Source organism: Variovorax sp. FG153 (assembly GCF_057809595.1).
In genome coordinates, this window is the sequence record NZ_JBMDKG010000049.1 from 43,470 (window position 1) to 60,826 (window position 17,357).

The following is a 17,357-nucleotide window of genomic DNA, read 5'->3' on the forward strand; positions in this document are numbered from 1 at the left end:
GTTACTTGCCGCCCGTGGGCGAGGAAGCGGGCGACGGCGTGCTCAGCGAGGCGTTGAGCGCCTTGATCACCTTGTCGGTGATGTCGTGCTTCGGGTTGATGTAGATCGCTTCCTGCAGGATGGCGTCGTACTTCTCGGCTTCGGCAACCTGCTTGACCACGCGGTTCGCACGGTCGTAGACCTGTTGCAGCTCTTCGTTCTTGCGGGCGTTGAGGTCCTCCTGGAACTCGCGGCGACGGCGCTGGAAGTCTCGATCCTGCTCGATCAGCGTGCGCTGGCGCGCGTTGCGCTGGCTTTCGGGCAGCGTGGCGGCTTCGCGCTCGAACTTCTCGGAGGCGGCCTTGAGGGCATCGCCCTGCGCCGTCAGGTCCTTCTCGCGCTTGAGGAACTCGGCCTCGAGCTTGGCCTGCGCCGCCTTCGCGGGCTGCGCTTCGCGCAGCACGCGGTCGGGATTGACGAAGCCGATACGAAATGTTTCCTGCGCCTGCGCCCATGCAGGCGCCGCGACCCATGCCATCGCGGGAATCAGCAACGCGCCTGCCGCGGCGCGAATCAAATGCGTCATTAGAAAGAGGTTCCGATCTGGAATTGCAGGCGCTGGATTCTATCCTTCGGGATCAGGATGACGCCCGTGTTCGGGTCCTGCACTTCCTTCTGCTGGCGCACCGGCACGGCGTAGGCGATGCGCAGCGGGCCGAGCGGCGAGATCCAGCTGATGCCGAGGCCGACCGAGGCACGGATCTTCTTCGAGGCCTTCCATTGCTCGTCGGTGAGGCCGGCCGAGCGCGAGCCGAAGACGTTGCCGGCGTCGAAGAAGCCGTACAGGCGCAGCGTGCGGTCGTTGCCGGCGCCGGGGAACGGCGTGCTGAGCTCGGCGTTGAAGATCGCCTTCTTGGTACCGCCGAGCGCCGCGCCTTCGGTCTGGCCGAGCAGCGGCACGTCGCGCGGACCGAGCGAGTTCTGTTCGAAGCCGCGCACCGAGCCCAGGCCGCCGGCGTAGAAGTTCTTGAAGATCGGGTAGACCTTGCCGCCGAACGCCTTGCCGTAGCCGACTTCGGAGTTGATCGCGAAGGTGTACTGCTTGTTGATCGGGAAAAACTGCTGGTACTGGTAGTTGGTCTTGATGTACCGCATGTCGCCGCCGACGCCGATCTCGAGGTTGGCGCGCTGCAGGCGGCCCTTGGTCGGGACCAGGGCGCTGTCGCGGTCGTCGCGCGCCCAGCCCACGGTCAGCGGGATGCCCCAGACGCTGTCGTTCGCGCAACCGTCGATCACGTCGAAAGTGATGCCCGGCACGAGACTCGGGACCGGACGCGTCGTGCAGCCGAAGTAGCTGCGGTAGGCGTTCGGGGTCAGGAACGCGTAGGTGTTCTTGGACTTGAAGGCGTAGCGCTCCACACCGATGCCGAAGAACACGGTGTCGAGTTCGCTGAACGGCACGCCGAAGCGGATCGAGGCGCCCTGGTTGACCAGCTGGTAATCGCCGTCGACCGCCGTGTTGTAGGGGCGGGTCGTGTTGTGATAGACGCTGATCGTGCGCGAGATGCCGTCCTTGGTGAAGTACGGATCGGTGGTGGTCACCGAGATCGTGCGGTTCGACTTGCTGGTGTTGACCTGCAGGCCCAGGTAGTTGCCCGAGCCGAACACGTTTTCCTGCTGGATGCCGAAAGTCAGCGAGACGCGCTCCGCGCTCGAGTAGCCGGCGCCCAGCTGCAGCGAACCGGTGGGCTTCTCGGCCACGGTGATCAGCAGGTCGACCTGGTCGGGCGAGCCCGGCAGCTCCTGGGTCTCGACGTTCACTTCGGTGAAGTAGCCCAGGCGGTCCACGCGGTCTCGCGAGAGCTTGATCTTGTCGCCGTCGTACCAGGAAGCCTCGTACTGGCGGAATTCGCGGCGGATCACTTCGTCGCGCGTGCGGGTGTTGCCACCGACGTTCACGCGGCGCACGTAGACGCGGCGCGAGGGCTCGGCCTGCAGCACCAGCGTCACGCGGTTGTTGACCCGGTCGATCTCGGGCTTGGCCTGCACGCGCGCGAAGGCGTAGCCGAAGGTGCCGAAGTAGTCGGTGAAGGCCTTGGTGGTCGCGTTGACCTGCTCGCCGTTGTAGGGTTCGCCCGGCTTGATCGTGACCAGCGTCTTGAACTCGTCGTCGCGGCCGAGGAAGTTGCCGTCGAGCTTGACGCCCGCGACCACGAACTTCTCGCCTTCGGTGATGTTGACCGTGACCGACAGGTCCTGGCGGTCCGGCGAGATCGCGACCTGGGTCGAGTCGACGCGGAATTCGAGGTAGCCGCGCGTGATGTAGTAGCTCTTCAGCGTCTCGAGGTCGGCATTGAGCTTGGCGCGCGAGTACTGGTTCGACTTGGTGTACCAGCTGAGCCAGCCGCCGCTGTCCTGGTCGAACAGGTCGAGCAGCGTGCTCTCGCTGAAGTCCTTGTTGCCGACGATGTGCACTTCGCGGATGCGCGCCGAGTCGCCCTCGGTGACCGTGAAGGTCAGGTTCACGCGGTTGCGCTCGATCGGCGTGACGGTGGTCACGACCTGTGCGTTGTAGAGGCTGCGGCTCACGTACTGGCGCTTGAGCTCCTGCTCGGCGCGGTCGGCCAGGGCCTTGTCGTAGGGCCGGCCTTCGGTCAGGCCGACTTCGCGCAGCGCCTTCTGCAGCGCGGCCTTGTCGAATTCCTTGGTGCCGACGAAGTCGACGTCGGCGATGGTCGGGCGCTCCTCGACGATCACCACCAGCACATTGCCGTTGACGTCGATGCGCACGTCCTTGAACAACCCCAGATCGAACAGCGCGCGGATCGCGGCGGAACCGCGGTCGTCGCTGTAGGTGTCGCCCACGCGCAGCGGCAACGACGCGAAGATCGTTCCGGGCTCCACGCGTTGCAGGCCTTCCACGCGGATGTCGCGCACGGTGAAAGGCTCGACGGCCCAGGCTGCCGTGGCCGCCAACGTGCTGGCCACCAGTGCGGCAACGCTACGCAGGCGAAAGCGACTGAAGTTTTTGTTCATCTGTGAATTGATCCGGCGCGGAAAGGGCCGGCAAGATAGTTAACCAAAGAGCCGCGATGTGTCGTTGAACAAGGCAATCGACATCATGACCAGGAGCAGGGCAACGCCACCGCGCTGAAGCCAGTCCATCCAGACGTCGGAGACGCTTTTACCGGTCAGGCCCTCCCAAAGATAATACATCAGGTGCCCCCCATCGAGGACCGGCAGCGGGAGCAGATTGAGCACGCCCAGGCTCACGCTGATGAGTGCGAGGAACACCAGGTACTGCGTGAGCCCCAGGCTGGCGGACTTGCCGGCGTAGTCGGCGATGGTGATCGGGCCGCTGAGATTCTTGATCGAGGCTTGGCCGATGACCATCTTGGCCATCATGCGCACGGTCAGCGCCGACACCTCCCAGGTACGGACCACGCCGCGCCAGACGCCGTCGACCGGTCCCTGCCGCACGGTCACCATCTCGGGCGGCGCGCCCACGTAGGCACCGATGCGGCCGACCTTCAGGCCGCCCTCGTCGCGCACCTCGGGCACGACCTCGAGGGTCTGGGCACGGCCTTCGCGCTCGATCCGCCACGGCTGCGCCTGCGCCTTGCCGTCCTTGACCGAGGCACGGATCGCCTCGCGCAGCTGCTGGCCATCGACGATGGCGGTGTCGCCGATGGCGCGCACCAGGTCGCCGCGGCGCAGGCCCGAGCGCTCGCCGGCGCCGCCGGCCATCACCTCGCCGATCTCGGGGCGGGTCATGGGCGCGAGCACGCCGATCTTGCGGAACATCTGGGCATCGGCATCCTTGGCCTCGATGCGGCTCAGCGGCAGCACCAGCGTGCGGGCCGGCTGGCCGCCCTGCCCCGCCACCTCGAGCGTCAGGTCGTGGCCGTCGAGCGCGCCGCGGGTCATGCGCCAGCGCAGGTCCTCGAAGGACTGGACCTCGCTCAGATCGTCGCCCTCGAAGCCGGCACGGGCGATGTGCTCGCCGCCGCGCAGCCCGGCCTGCTCGGCCAGCGAGGCCGCCACCGGCCGCGCCAGGGTCGCCACCGGCTCCTGCACGCCGATCCAGTTCACGGCCGTGTAGAGGGCCACCGCCATCAGCAGGTTGGCGATCGGGCCGGCCGCGACGATGGCCGCGCGCGAGCGCAGCGGCTGGGTGTTGAAGGCGCGGTGGCGCTCCTCGGGCGCCACTGGCGCCTCGCGCTCGTCGAGCATCTGGACGTAGCCGCCGAAAGGGAACAGGCCGACGGCGAACTCGGTGTCCTGCCCCGGATGCTGGCGCCGCGGCTTCCAGGTATAGACGGGCTTGCTGATGCGCCAGAGGAAACGGCCGAGCAGCGAGGGGCTGTCCGGGCTACCGAAGGGCAGCGTGGCCACGCCGAAGCGCTTGACCTTGACGCCGCAGGCCACCGCGACCCGGTAGTGCCCGAACTCGTGCACGGTGATCAGCAGGCCGAGCGCGACGATGAACGCGACGAGGGTGAGCATCCGGAACCTTGCTTCTGGGAATCGGCGACGCGGGTGGGCGTCAGGCGGAAAGGCGCAGCGCCGCGGCATTCGCGGCGGCGCGGGCGCTGGCGTCGATGGCCAGCAGATCGGCCAGCGACGCCGGCTTGGAGGGCGCAACTGCCTCCAAAGTTTCCATGTTGACCGCATGAATGCGGTCGAAGCGCAGCCGGCGCGCCAGGAAGGCCTCGACCGCGACCTCGTTGGCGGCATTGAGCACGGCCGTGGTGCCCGGCACCGCGCGCAGCGCCTGCCAGGCCAGGTCCAGGCCCGGGAAGAGCGCCGCGTCGGGCGCGGCGAAGCTCAGGTCGGCCAGCTGGCGGAAGTCCAGCCGCGTGGCCCCGCTCTCGATGCGCTCGGGCCAGGCCAGGCCGACGGCGATCGGCACCCGCATGTCGGGCGTGCCGAGCTGGGCCAGCACCGAGGCGTCGGTGAACTGCACCATCGAATGGACCACGCTCTGCGGATGGATGACCACCTCGATCTGCTCGGGCGCCACGCCGAACAGGTGCCGCGCCTCGATCACTTCGAGGGCCTTGTTCATCATGGTGGCCGAGTCGACCGAGATCTTGCGCCCCATCACCCAGTTGGGATGGGCGCAGGCCTGCTCGGGCGTGACGGAGCCCAGGGTGTCGGGCGCGCGGGTGCGGAACGGACCGCCCGATGCGGTGAGGATGATCTTGTCGATGCGCCGCGCCCAGGTGGACGGGTCCTCGGGCAGCGACTGGAAGATGGCCGAGTGCTCGCTGTCGATCGGCAGCAGCGTCGCCCCGCCCTCGCGCACCGTGCGCATGAACAGGTCGCCGCCGACCACCAGCGCCTCCTTGTTGGCCAGCAGCAGGCGCTTGCCGGCGCGCGCGGCCGCCAGGCAGGGACCCAGGCCGGCGGCGCCGACGATGGCGGCCATGACGGCATCGACCTCGTCGTGCGACGCTATCTCTTCGATAGCGCCCGCACCAGACAGAACCCGGGTGGGCAGATGGTTCTGCTGCAGCTTTTCGGCCAGCGCGGCCGCATGGGCCTCGCTCGCCATGACCGCGAAGCGTGGGGAGAAGCGCGCGCACTGCGCGAGCATCTCGTCGACCTTGGTGGCGGCCGAGAGCGCGAAGACCTCGAAGCGCTCGGGATGGCGCGCGATGACGTCGAGCGTGTTGGCGCCGACCGACCCGGTCGAGCCGAGCACCGTCACGCGTTGTCTGGGGAAAGTGTTCACAGAAAAGCCAGCATCATTGCAATGGGCAGCGTGGGCAAGAGGGCATCCACCCGATCGAGCACCCCGCCATGGCCGGGCAGCAGCCGGCTGCTGTCCTTGGCGCCCGCGCTGCGCTTGATCAGCGATTCGACCAGGTCGCCGACCACACTCATCGCCGCCATGAAGACCACGCCGAGCAGCAGCAGCCACCAGCCGCGCGTCGCCAGCCGGCTGTAGAGGCTGGCCACCGTGGCCTGTGCCGAGGCATCGGCCCAGACCCAGGCCAGCGCCAGCACCACCACGCCCGCCATGCCGCCCCAGACGCCTTCCCAGCTCTTGCCGGGACTGATGGCGGGCGCGAGCTTGCGGCGCGTGAACTTGAGACCGAAGGCGCGGCCGGCGAAATAGGCGAAGACGTCGGCGACCCAGACCAGCACCAGGATCGACAGCAGGAAGTTGATGCCGATCAGGCGCGCCTGCACCGCGGCCAGCCAGGCCACCCACAGCGCGAGCAGCCCGCCCACCAGCCTGATGCCGCGCGGCACCTTGGGCCAGCCCGGAACGGCGGCACGCAGCAGCGCCGCGCCACCGAGCACCCAAGCGGCGCTGGCGACGATCCACAGCGGCAGCAGCGGCTGGGCCAGCAGCCCGAGCCACCACGAGAACGCGCACAGCGCCACCATCTCGAGGCCCAGGAACACGGACACGCGCTGGCCGTAGCCGTTGAGGCGCCCCCACTCCCAGGCCGCGGCGCCGATCAGCACCAGCATCACGCAGCCGAAGGGGACGTAGGAAGGATAGAAAAGCGCCGGCAGCAGGATCGCCAACAGGACGATCGCCGTGAGGATGCGTTGCTTGAGCATGCAGCGGGGTCGTCCGGAAAAGAGGGATCAGGCGGTCTGGCGCGATCGGGCGTCGGTCGTGACCTGCGCCGAGGTCTTGCCGAAGCGGCGCTCGCGGTTCTGGAATGCGGCGATGCCCTCGTCGAGCGCGGCCTCGTCGAATTCGGGCCAGAGCTTGTCGCTGAAGAACAGCTCGGCGTAGGCGCTCTGCCAGAGCAGGAAGTTCGACAGCCGCTGCTCGCCGCCGGTGCGGATGAACAGGTCGGGGTCGGGCACATGGGCCAGCGCCATCGCGCGGTCGAGATTGAGTTCGGTCAGCGGCTCGCCGCGCGCGGCCAGCTTGGCGGCGGCCTGGGCGATGTCCCAGCGGCCACCGTAGTTGAAGCACACGTTGAGCACCAGGCGGTCGTTGGCCGCCGTGGCGTTCTCGGCGTCGACCAGCCCCTTCACCATCTTCGGCGACAGGCCGCCGCGCTCGCCGACGAAGCGCAGTTGAACGCCGTCGCGGCCGAGCTTGGGCACCTCGCGCGCCAGCGCGCCGACCATCAGGTCCATGAGGCCCGAGACTTCCTCGGGCGGACGGTTCCAGTTCTCCGAGGAGAAGGCGAACACGGTGAGCACCCGCACGCCGCGATCGACGCAGGCCTTGACGCAGCGCCGCAGCGACTCCACGCCCTGCTTGTGCCCCGCCACGCGGGGCAGGAAGCGCCGCGTGGCCCAGCGGCCATTGCCATCCATGACGATGGCGATGTGGTGCGGAATGGTCTGCGGCTTGGAGGCGGCCATGGGCAGCCTCAAACGGCCATGATCTCCGCTTCCTTGGCCGTGATCAGGCGATCGATTTCCGCGATGTGGCGGTCGGTCACTTTCTGGATCTCGGCTTCGGCGCGCTTCTGGTCGTCTTCCGAAGCCAGCTTTTCCTTGACCAGCTTCTTGACCGCCTCGTTGGCGTCGCGGCGCAGGTTGCGCGTCGCGATCTTGGCGCTCTCGCCTTCGTTGCGCACCAGCTTGGTCATCTCGCGGCGGCGCTCCTCGCTCATCGCCGGCAGCGGCACGCGGATCAGCTCGCCCATCGAGGCCGGGTTGAGACCCAGGTCGCTTTCGCGGATGGCCTTCTCGATCTTGGCGCCCATGCCCTTTTCCCAGGGTTGCACGCTCAGCGTGCGCGAGTCGAGCACCGACACGTTGGCCACCTGGCTCAGCGGCACCTGCGAGCCGTAGTACTCGACATGGATCGAGTCGAGCAGCGCGGCATTGGCACGGCCGGTGCGGATCTTGGTGAGGTTGTTCTGGAAGGCAGCGATCGACTGGTTCATCTTCGCGTCGGTCGTGCTGCGGATATCGGCAATGGTCATTCTCAAATACTCCTAGGCATGCACCAGCGTGCCCTCGTCCTCGCCCATGACGACGCGCTTGAGCGCGCCGTTCTTGAAGATCGAGAACACCTTGATCGGCAGCTTCTGGTCGCGGCACAGCGCGAAGGCCGCCGCGTCCATGATGCCGAGATTCTGCGCGATGGCCTGGTCGAAGGTCAGGCTGGCGTAGCGCGTCGCGTCGGGATGGGTCTTCGGGTCGGCGCTGTAGACGCCGTCGACCTTGGTCGCCTTGAGCACCAGCTCGGCGCCGATCTCGGCGCCGCGCAGCGCGGCGGCGGTGTCGGTGGTGAAGAAGGGGTTGCCGGTGCCGGCAGCGAACACCACGACCTTGCCTTCCTCGAGGTACTGCAGCGCCTTGGGCCGCACGTAGGGCTCGACCACCTGCTCGATGGCGATGGCGGACATCACGCGCGCCACCAGCCCCTGCTTGTTCATGGCATCGGCCAGCGCCAGCGAGTTCATCACCGTGGCCAGCATGCCCATGTAGTCGGCCGTGGCGCGGTCCATGCCGACCGAGCCACCCGCGACGCCGCGGAAGATGTTGCCGCCGCCGATCACGACCGCCACCTCGACACCCATGTTCACGACCTCGGCCACTTCCGCGACCATGCGCACGATGGTGGCGCGGTTGATGCCGAAGGCATCGTCGCCCATCAGTGCCTCTCCCGACAGCTTCAACAAGATTCGCTTGTGGGCTGGGCGGGGATCAGACATGGGCAATTTCCTTTGAGAGTGAGCGGGGGCGAGTGTAGGGCTTGGCGGTGAAAAGGCGACAGCATGCACCGGCACGCTGTCGCCTTCTGGCGGGAACGGTCTCAGGCAGCGGCCTTGGCGGCGGCGACCTGGGCCGCGACTTCGGCGGCGAAGTCGTCGACCTTCTTCTCGATGCCTTCGCCGACCACGTACAGGGTGAAGCCCTTGACGGTGGTGTTGACGGCCTTGAGCATCTGTTCGACGGTCTGCTTGTCGTTCTTCACGAAGGGCTGGTTGTGCAGCGAGACTTCCTTGAGGAACTTCTGCACGCCGCCCTCGATGCGCTTGGCAACGATGTCGGCGGGCTGCGGCTTCTTGCCTTCGGCTTCGGCGGTCTTGCGGTCTTCTTCCGCCTTGCCCGCTGCCACGGCGCGTTCCTTCTCGATCAGCTCGGCCGGGACGTCCGAGGCGGCGACCGACACGGGCTTCATGGCGGCGATGTGCATCGCAACGTCCTTGGCGGCGGTGTCGTCACCCTCGAACTCGACCATCACGCCGATGCGCGTGCCATGCAGGTACGAAGCCAGCTTGCCGTTGCCGGCGAAGCGCTTGAAGCGGCGGAAGCTCATGTTCTCGCCGATCTTGCCGACCAGGCCCTTGCGCACGTCCTCGAGCGTGGGGCCGAAGCCGTCCTGCTCGTAGGCCAGCGCGCCCAGCGCGGCGATATCGGCCGGGTTGTTCTGCGCGACCAGCTTGGCGGCGGCATTGGCCAGGGCCAGGAAGCTGTCGTTCTTGGTGACGAAGTCGGTTTCGCAGTTGATCTCGATCATCGCGCCGGCGGCGTCGTCGACATAGGCGGCCACCACGCCTTCGGCGGTGATGCGGCTCGATGCCTTGCCGGCCTTGTTGCCGAGCTTGATGCGCAGCAGCTCTTCGGCCTTTTCCATGTTGCCGTCGGCCTCGGTCAGAGCCTTCTTGCACTCCATCATCGGCGCGTCGGTCTTGGCGCGCAGTTCGCCGACCATGCTTGCGGTGATTGCAACCATTGTTTCTCTCCGTATTCAGAAAATCAGATTAAAAAAAAGGGGCAACGAAGCCCCTTCTTCAGGCGCGGGGACGCGCAGCTCAGGCCGAAGCGCTTTCTTCGACTTCGACGAATTCGTCGCTACCTTCGGCGATGGCCTTGACCACGTCGCTGGTCGCGCTGTTGCGGCCTTCGATGATCGCGTCGGCGATGCCGCGGGCGTACAGCGTGACGGCCTTCGACGAGTCGTCGTTGCCGGGGATCACGTAGTCGATGCCTTCGGGCGAGTGGTTGGAGTCCACCACGCCGATCAGCGGAATGCCGAGCTTCTTGGCTTCGGCCACGGCGATCTTGTGGAAGCCCACGTCGATCACGAAGATGGCGTCGGGCAGCGCGGTCATGTCCTGGATGCCGCCGATGTCCTTCTCGAGCTTCTCGATTTCACGGGTGAAGGTGAGCTGCTCTTTCTTGCTCAGGCTGTCGAGGCCGGCTTCCTGCTGGGCCTTCATGTCCTTCAGACGCTTGATCGAGGTCTTGACGGTCTTGAAGTTGGTCAGCATGCCGCCGAGCCAACGGGTGTCGACGAAGGGCACGCCGGCGCGGCGGGCTTCGGTGGCGACGATTTCGCGCGCCTGGCGCTTCGTGCCGACCATCAGGATCGTGCCGCGGTTGGCCGTGAGCTGCTTGGCGTACTTGGCCGCCTCCTGGAACATCGGGAGCGACTTTTCCAGGTTGATGATGTGGATCTTGTTGCGATGACCGAAGATGAACGGGGCCATCTTGGGGTTCCAGAAGCGGGTTTGGTGGCCGAAATGGACACCGGCTTCCAGCATTTCGCGCATGGTGACGGACATTGAAATTACTCCGAAGGTTGGGTCTAAAATCCAGCCCGTTTTTGCACTCCGCCGGACGCTGCAAACCGGCCTGGCCGGCCACGCTGCATCAGCGAAGTCGCAACACCTTGATTGGGCTGGTTTGCGAATGTGTTTCCTCTGCGTGGCGCTCGTCCCTTACAGGCAAAGTACCGCGTGAGCGAAACCCAAAGAGTATAGCACGCGCCTCAGACACCCCCCTGCCCCGCCCGCCTTGCCAGCCCCTGAAGCTCCTTCGTCCCGTCATCCGTCGCGAACCGCGCGGCGGACACGCACGCTCGATGCCCCGTCCCGCACCCGGGAAACGCCCTGCGAGGCCAATGCTCTGGCATGCTGCACCGCACGACGAGACGGCACTGCTGCTTCAAAAACAATAGCTGCAGGCCCTCGTCAGATGGGCGTCAGCTCTCTTTTTTATTCTGAATCTCAATGAAAATCGCGATCGTGGGCGCCGGCATCATCGGTGTCACCACCGCCTGGGAGTTGGCGTCCGACGGCCATGAAGTGGCCGTTTTCGAACGCCGGGGCGCCGCCGCCGAGGAGGCCAGCTTCGCCAATGCCGGCCTGGTGGCGCCCGGCTATGTCACGCCCTGGGCGGCGCCCGGCATGCGCCTGAAGGTGCTGCGCTCGCTGCTGTCGTCGCACGGCGCCATCAAGCTGCGCTGGCCGCTGTCCTCGCGCGACCTGGGCTGGATGTCGCGCTGGCAGAAGGCCTGCAAGCTCGAAACCTACCTCGCGAACCGAGCGCGCATGCAGCGCCTGGCCTTCTACAGCCGCACCCGGCTGCACGAGGTGAGTGAAGCGCGCGAACTCAGCTACGAACGCAGCGACGGCTACCTGGTGCTGCTGCGTTCCAAGCGCGAGCGCAAGCTGGTCCAGCCCGGCCTCGAGGTGCTGCGCGGCGCGGGCAGCGTGTTCCGCGAAGTCGATGCCGACGAGGCCCGGCTGATCGAGCCCGCCCTCAATCCCGACACCGCGCTGGCCGGCGCGATCTACCTGCCCGAGGACGAGGTCGCCAATTGCCGCCAGTTCGCACTGTTGCTCAAGTGGGAGGCCGAGGCACTCGGCGCGCAGTTCCATTTCAACTGCGACATCGCGCCGCTGAGCCGGGCCGCGCCCACTTCGGTGTCGCTGGCCAGCGGCTCCGATGCGCTGCGCTTCGATGCGGTGGTGGTCTGCGCCGGGCTCGGCTCGGCCTCGCTGCTGCGCCCGCTCGGCCTGCGGATCCCGATGGCGCCGGTCTACGGGCACTCGGTGAGCGCACCGGTGCGCGAGCCGCTCAATGCGCCGCGCAGCGCGATCATGGACGAGCGCTACAAGGTCGCGATCTCGCGCCTCGGCCAGCGCGTGCGCGTGGCCGGCAGCGCCGAGATCGGCGGCTCGGCCGACACGCTGAGCCAACCCGCGATCCTCACGCTCTACAAGGTGCTGCAGGACTGGTTCCCGGGCGCGGCGACCTTGCAGTCGGGTGTGCAGCAGTGGAAAGGCGCACGGCCGATGCTGCCCGACGGGCCGCCGGTGCTCGGCGCGAGCGGCATTCCGGGCGTGTGGCTCAACCTGGGCCATGGCTCCAGCGGCTGGGCCCTGTCGTGCGGCAGCGCGCGCGTGGTGGCCGACCTGATCGCCGGGCAGGACCCGGGTGTGGACCTCGAAGGCCTGGGCGTCGAGCGGCTCGGAAGCTGAGGCTCAGGCCTCGTCCTTCGGGCCCCACTGGCGCGGATAGGCGGCCGGCTTCTCCACCGGCAGGGGCGGCGGCTCCGGCGGCCGCAGGCGCCGGGCCAACCCCGACAGCAACGCGGGCCCGACCAGCACGCACACGGCCAGGCACAGCAGGTCAGCGGCCATCAGCAGCCAACGCCACGCGCCCGCGGAACCGTCGACCAGGGGATCGAGCCAGCGGATCAGCCCGAAGCCCCAGCCCACGCTCGCGGACCAGGCCAGGTCGCGCAGCGGCACCCAGCGCAGCGATTCGGCCAGCAGGAACACGCCCCAGACGGCGGCCAGCCATCCCAGCGCCCAGCCCAGGCCCTCGTCCAGCACCATGCCCGTGACGACGAAGGCCGCGAACCACGCGAACAGCAGCGCGATCAGCCAGCCGAGGAGTCCGAGGCGTTTCATCGCGCGATCATAGGCAGGGGCAGAATCGCCCGATGCATCGCATCACCGCCGCCACCGCCGCCGACCTGTTCGACCTCGCCGCCACGCGCCGCATCGAGCAGGCCGGCGCGGCCGCCCTGCCCGCCCACGCGCTGATGCGGCGCGCCGGACTGGCGGTGGCACGGCTCGCGATGGCGATCGCGCCGCACGCCCGCACGGTCTGGGTGGCCTGCGGGCCGGGCAACAACGGCGGCGACGGCTTCGAGGCGGCCGCGCAGTTGCGGCAGCGCGGGTTCGAGGCCATCGTCAGCTTCGCGGGCGACGAGACCCGACTGCCCGCGGACGCGAAGGCCTCGCTGCAGCGGGCTCGCGATGCCGGCGTGGTCTTCGCCTCGGAGCCGCCCGCGCACTACGAACTCGCGATCGACGCCTTGCTCGGCATCGGGGTCGGCCGGCCGCCCCAAGGCACGATGGCCGACTGGCTGCGCCGCATGCATGGCGAGCCGCATCCGGTGCTCGCGGTCGACGTGCCGTCAGGACTGAATGCCGACACCGGCACGCACTCGCTTGGCGAGTTGCCCGGGCAGAGCGCGGCATCGCGACGCATCTGCCTGAGCCTGCTGACCCTGAATCCCGGCCTCTTCACGGCCCAGGGCCGCGACGCGGCCGGCGAGATCTGGTTCGACGACCTCGGCTGCGGCGCGACAAGCGAACCGCCCGTGGCACGCCTGCCGGGCGCCCCGTCGCTCGCGCCGCGCGCCCATGCCTCCCACAAGGGCAGCTACGGCGACGTGGCCGTGATCGGCGGCGCCTCGGGCATGGTCGGCGCGGCACTGCTGGCCGGGTCCGCCGCGCTGCACGCGGGCGCGGGCCGCACCTTCGTCGGGCTGCTCGATCCGGGCGCGGCACCGGTCGACCTCGCACAGCCCGAACTCATGCTGCGCGACGCCCGCTCGCTCGATCTCTCGGCAATGGCCGTGGTCTGCGGCTGTGGCGGCGGTACCGCGGTGCGCGAGCTGCTGCCGCGCGTGCTGTCGACCGCCCGCGCGCTGGTGCTCGATGCCGATGCGCTCAACGCGCTTGCGAGCGACGACGGCTTGCGGACTCAATTGAAGGCGCGCACGAAGCGCGGCCGGCCCACGGTGCTGACGCCGCATCCGCTCGAGGCGGCGCGGCTGCTCGGCGGTACGGCCGGCGAGGTGCAGGCCGATCGCCTGGCGGCCGCGCGCCGGCTGGCGGCGCAAACGAGCGCCGTCGTGGTGCTCAAGGGATCGGGAACGATCGTGGCCGACGACGCGGGCACGGTGCCCATCCTCAATCCGACCGGCAATGCCCGCCTCGCGAGCGCCGGCACCGGCGATGTGCTCGCCGGCATGGTCGGCGCGGGCCTGGCGGCGGGCCGCGGCGCCTTCGACGCCGCCCGGGAAGCGGCCTGGCACCACGGCCACCTGGCCGACGCCTGGCCGGCCGACGCGCCGCCGCTGACGGCCGGCGCGCTCGCGCGCCAGTCGCCCCGCTGACGGGCTTCTAGCCGCGACCGACGAAGGGCATCTTCGTCGCCATCACCGTGTGGAACAGCACGTTGGCCTCGAGCGGCAGGTTCGCCATGTAGAGCACCGACTGGCCGACGATCTTCACGTCGATCAGCGGCTCCACCGCGAGCTCGCCATTGGCCTGCGGCACGCCCTTGGCCATGCGCGCGGCCAGCTCCGTCATGGCATTGCCGACGTCGATCTGGCCCACGGCGATGTCGTGCTTGCGCCCGTCGAGCGAGGCCGTCTTGGTCAGTCCCTCGACCGCATGCTTGGTCGCCGTGTACGCGGCCGAATTCGGCCGCGGCGCGGTGGCCGAGATCGAGCCGTTGTTGATGATGCGGCCACCCTTCGGCGTCTGCGCCTTCATCGTGCGGAAGGCCTGCTGGATGCAGAAGAACATCCCGTTGAGGTTGATGTCGACCACGCCGCGCCATTGCTCGGGCGTCCAGTCCTCGAAGGAACCGGGCGGGTTGCCGACGCCCGCGTTGTTGAACAGCAGGTCGACGCGGCCGAAGCGCTCGACGGTGGCGCCGAACAGCGCCTGCACCGACTCGGCGCTGGCCACGTCGGTGGGCACCGCGAAGGCGCGCGCGCCGGCGCCCGACTCCTCGGCCACCTGCTCGAGAGGCTCGAGGCGGCGGCCCGCCAGGGCCACGCTCCAGCCGTCGCCCAGCAGGGCCAGCGCCGCGGCGCGGCCGATGCCGGTGCCGGCACCCGTGACGATCGCGATGCCCTTGTTCTTCTCTGTACTCATGCCCGTTGTCTCCTTCTCGGCGTGTTCATGGATTCGAATGGATTGGATGCGATGGATGAAGGAGGCATTCAGCCGCGGCGCGTCTTGCGCCCCTTCATCTTGTTGGCGGCCTTCTTGACCGCCGATTTGAAGGCCTGCATCGCGGACTGCGGGCCGCCCGCGGCCTGTTCGCGTCCGCCGCGGGTGCCGCCGGCCGGCGCCTCGGCCTTCTGGCGCGCGCCGCGCTTGGCCGAGGCCTTGACCGGCACGCCGCCGGCCGGCCCCCCCTTGTCCTTCATGGCGCGCGCGGTGAGTTCCTCGCCCTCGCGCACCAGGCGGAAATCGATCTTGCGGCCGTCGAGATCGACGCGGCTCACCTGCACCCGCACCCGCGTGCCGATGGCATAGCGGATGCCGGTGCGCTCGCCGCGCAGTTCCTGGCGCATCTCGTCGAACTTGAAGTACTCGCCGCCAAGCTCGGTGATGTGCACCAGGCCCTCGACGTACATCGCATCGAGCGTGACGAAGATGCCGAAGGTGGTGGCCGCGGTGACCACGCCGCCGTACTCCTCGCCGAGGTGCTCGCGCATGTACTTGCACTTGAGCCAGGCCTCGACGTCGCGGCTGGCTTCGTCGGCGCGGCGCTCGTTGGCGCTGCAATGCAGCCCGGCGGCCTCCCAGGCCTGCACTTCCTTGGTCGGCGCGACCGTGGCCTTCTGCGGCTTGGTGGTCGGCGCCTTCACGCGCGAGGCCAGCCGCTTGGCGAGCTTGGCATGCGCCTCGCCCGGCGTCGGCAGCATCGGCAGCTGGTAGCGCGTCTTGCCGAGGATGGCCTTGATCACGCGGTGCACCAGCAGGTCGGGATAGCGCCGGATCGGGCTCGTGAAGTGCGTGTAGGCCTCGTAGGCCAGGCCGAAGTGGCCGCTGTTGATCGGCGTGTAGATCGCCTGCTGCATCGAGCGCAGCAGCATGGTGTGGATCTGCTGCGCGTCGGGGCGGTCCTTGGTCGCCTCGGCGATGGCCTGGAACTCGCCAGGCGCCGGGTCGTCGGTGATGCTCAGGCCCACACCCATGGCCTTGAGGTAGCCGCGCAGGATTTCCTTCTTCTCGGGCGTCGGGCCCTCGTGCACGCGGTACAGGCCCGGGTGCTTGCCCTCGGCGATGAAGTCGGCGCTGCAGACGTTGGCCGCGAGCATCGCTTCCTCGATCAGGCGGTGCGCCTCGTTGCGGGTGCGCGGCACGATCTTCTCGATGCGGCCGGCGTCGTCGCAGATGATCTGCGTCTCGGTGGTCTCGAAGTCGACCGCGCCACGCTTGCCGCGCTGCTTGAGCAGGGCCTTGTAGACGTCGGCGAGGTTCAGCAGGTCCTTGACGCGCTCCTTGCGCTTGGCCGCCTCGGGGCCGCGCGTGTTGCCGAGGATGGCCGCCACTTCGGTGTACGTGAAGCGGGCATGGCTGTGCATCACCGCCGGATAGAACTGGTAGGCGTAGATCTCGCCATCGGCCGCGACCAGCATGTCGCAGACCATGCACAGCCGGTCGACCTCGGGGTTCAGCGAGCACAGGCCGTTCGAGAGCTTCTCGGGCAGCATCGGGATCACGCGGCGCGGGAAGTACACGCTGGTGGCGCGGTCGTAGGCATCGATGTCGATCGCCGAGCCGGTGCGCACATAGGCGCTGACGTCGGCAATCGCAACCAGGAGGCGCCAGCCCTTGCCGCGGCCGACCTTCGCGGGCTCGCAGTACACGGCGTCGTCGAAGTCGCGCGCGTCCTCGCCGTCGATCGTGACCAGCGGCACGTCGGTGAGGTCGACGCGGCCCTTCTTGTCGGCCGGACGCACTTTCTCGGGCAGCGCCTTGGCTTCCGCCAGGCACGCTTCGGAGAACTCGTGCGGCACGCCGTACTTGCGCACCGCGATCTCGATCTCCATGCCGGGATCGTCGATCTCGCCGAGCACTTCCTTCACCCGTCCCACGGGCTGGCCGAAGAGCGCGGGCGGCTCGGTGAGCTGCACCACGACCACCTGCCCCACCTTGGCGGGACCGGTCGCGCCCTTGGGAATCAGCACGTCCTGGCCGTAGCGCTTGTCCTCCGGTGCCACGAGCCAGATGCCGCCCTCGTGCAGCAGGCGGCCGATGATCGGCTGCTCGGGGCGCTCGATGATCTCGACCACGCGCCCTTCGGGCCGCCCGCGGCGGTCGAGCCGCACCACGCGCGCCTTGACGCGGTCCTTGTGCAGGACCGCGCGCATCTCGTTGGGGGGCAGATAGATGTCGGCTTCGCCATCGTCGCGTTGCACGAAGCCATGTCCGTCGCGATGGCCCTGAACCGAGCCTTCGAATTCATCCAGCAAGCCGCTGGAAGTGACATTATTTTTGATATGATCTCCTTCTTTCCTGAAATTCAAAGCGTACCTGCTTCGGCAAGTATGCGGGCCCAGATGGCGGAATTGGTAGACGCACTAGTTTCAGGTACTAGCGAGTAACATC

Annotated in this window: 15 protein-coding genes; 2 read left to right on the forward strand and 13 right to left on the reverse strand. The window is 68.3% G+C overall.

The genetic code is table 11. From position 1 onward, the window contains the following. Window position 1: 1 nt before the first annotated feature. From ACODT0_RS34645 to rpsB, 10 genes are all read right to left on the reverse strand, one after another. Entirely contained in the window at window positions 2–565 is a 564-nt protein-coding gene (locus tag ACODT0_RS34645; RefSeq protein WP_057591666.1) for an OmpH/Skp family outer membrane protein, read from the reverse strand. Further along, on the reverse strand, window positions 565–3,015 hold the full coding sequence (gene bamA, locus ACODT0_RS34650) for an outer membrane protein assembly factor BamA (RefSeq protein WP_057591665.1): 2,451 nt from the start codon (window positions 3,013–3,015) through the stop codon (window positions 565–567). The genes ACODT0_RS34645 and bamA overlap by 1 nt, the downstream gene beginning before the upstream one ends. 39 nt (window positions 3,016–3,054) lie before the next feature. Beyond that, window positions 3,055–4,485 carry an RIP metalloprotease RseP gene (rseP, locus tag ACODT0_RS34655; protein ID WP_057591664.1) on the reverse strand — a complete coding sequence of 477 codons (1,431 nt, stop codon included), beginning with the start codon at window positions 4,483–4,485 and terminating at the stop codon, window positions 3,055–3,057. 40 nt (window positions 4,486–4,525) lie between these two features. After that, entirely contained in the window at window positions 4,526–5,716 is a 1,191-nt protein-coding gene (gene ispC / locus ACODT0_RS34660) for a 1-deoxy-D-xylulose-5-phosphate reductoisomerase (protein WP_479669969.1), read from the reverse strand. Further along, a complete protein-coding gene (locus ACODT0_RS34665; RefSeq protein WP_057591662.1) occupies window positions 5,713–6,558 on the reverse strand; it encodes a phosphatidate cytidylyltransferase in 846 nt (281 codons plus the stop codon). Before ACODT0_RS34665 ends, ispC begins: the two co-directional genes overlap by 4 nt. A gap of 27 nt (window positions 6,559–6,585) precedes the next feature. Next, a complete protein-coding gene (gene uppS, locus ACODT0_RS34670) occupies window positions 6,586–7,323 on the reverse strand; it encodes a polyprenyl diphosphate synthase (protein WP_057591661.1) in 738 nt (245 codons plus the stop codon). Between the two features lie 8 nt (window positions 7,324–7,331). Then, window positions 7,332–7,892, reverse strand: a complete 561-nt coding sequence (frr, locus tag ACODT0_RS34675; protein WP_057591660.1) for a ribosome recycling factor — start codon at window positions 7,890–7,892, stop codon at window positions 7,332–7,334. Window positions 7,893–7,904: 12 nt separating this feature from the next. Then, the gene (pyrH, locus tag ACODT0_RS34680) at window positions 7,905–8,627 is read right to left on the reverse strand and encodes a UMP kinase (RefSeq protein ID WP_057591659.1); all 723 of its coding nucleotides are present in this window, start codon (window positions 8,625–8,627) and stop codon (window positions 7,905–7,907) included. Between the two features lie 101 nt (window positions 8,628–8,728). Further along, the gene (gene tsf / locus ACODT0_RS34685; protein ID WP_057591658.1) at window positions 8,729–9,652 is read right to left on the reverse strand and encodes a translation elongation factor Ts; all 924 of its coding nucleotides are present in this window, start codon (window positions 9,650–9,652) and stop codon (window positions 8,729–8,731) included. Window positions 9,653–9,731: 79 nt separating this feature from the next. Continuing rightward, entirely contained in the window at window positions 9,732–10,484 is a 753-nt protein-coding gene (gene rpsB, locus ACODT0_RS34690) for a 30S ribosomal protein S2 (protein WP_057591657.1), read from the reverse strand. Window positions 10,485–10,931: 447 nt separating this feature from the next. On the opposite strand from rpsB, the gene ACODT0_RS34695 reads away from it, so the two are divergent. Further along, window positions 10,932–12,185, forward strand: coding sequence for a D-amino acid dehydrogenase (locus ACODT0_RS34695; protein WP_489043323.1), 1,254 nt, complete (start codon window positions 10,932–10,934; stop codon window positions 12,183–12,185). A gap of 3 nt (window positions 12,186–12,188) precedes the next feature. Here ACODT0_RS34695 and ACODT0_RS34700 read toward each other — a convergent pair whose 3' ends face one another. Further along, on the reverse strand, window positions 12,189–12,620 hold the full coding sequence (locus ACODT0_RS34700; protein ID WP_489043324.1) for a hypothetical protein: 432 nt from the start codon (window positions 12,618–12,620) through the stop codon (window positions 12,189–12,191). Between the two features lie 32 nt (window positions 12,621–12,652). On the opposite strand from ACODT0_RS34700, the gene ACODT0_RS34705 reads away from it, so the two are divergent. Continuing rightward, window positions 12,653–14,119 carry an NAD(P)H-hydrate dehydratase gene (locus ACODT0_RS34705; protein WP_489043325.1) on the forward strand — a complete coding sequence of 489 codons (1,467 nt, stop codon included), beginning with the start codon at window positions 12,653–12,655 and terminating at the stop codon, window positions 14,117–14,119. 7 nt (window positions 14,120–14,126) lie between these two features. On the opposite strand, the gene ACODT0_RS34710 is transcribed toward ACODT0_RS34705, so the two are convergent. After that, window positions 14,127–14,888, reverse strand: coding sequence for an SDR family oxidoreductase (locus ACODT0_RS34710; RefSeq protein WP_093342279.1), 762 nt, complete (start codon window positions 14,886–14,888; stop codon window positions 14,127–14,129). A gap of 68 nt (window positions 14,889–14,956) precedes the next feature. Then, on the reverse strand, window positions 14,957–17,221 hold the full coding sequence (gene rnr, locus ACODT0_RS34715) for a ribonuclease R (protein WP_412179420.1): 2,265 nt from the start codon (window positions 17,219–17,221) through the stop codon (window positions 14,957–14,959). Window positions 17,222–17,357 lie beyond the last annotated feature (136 nt).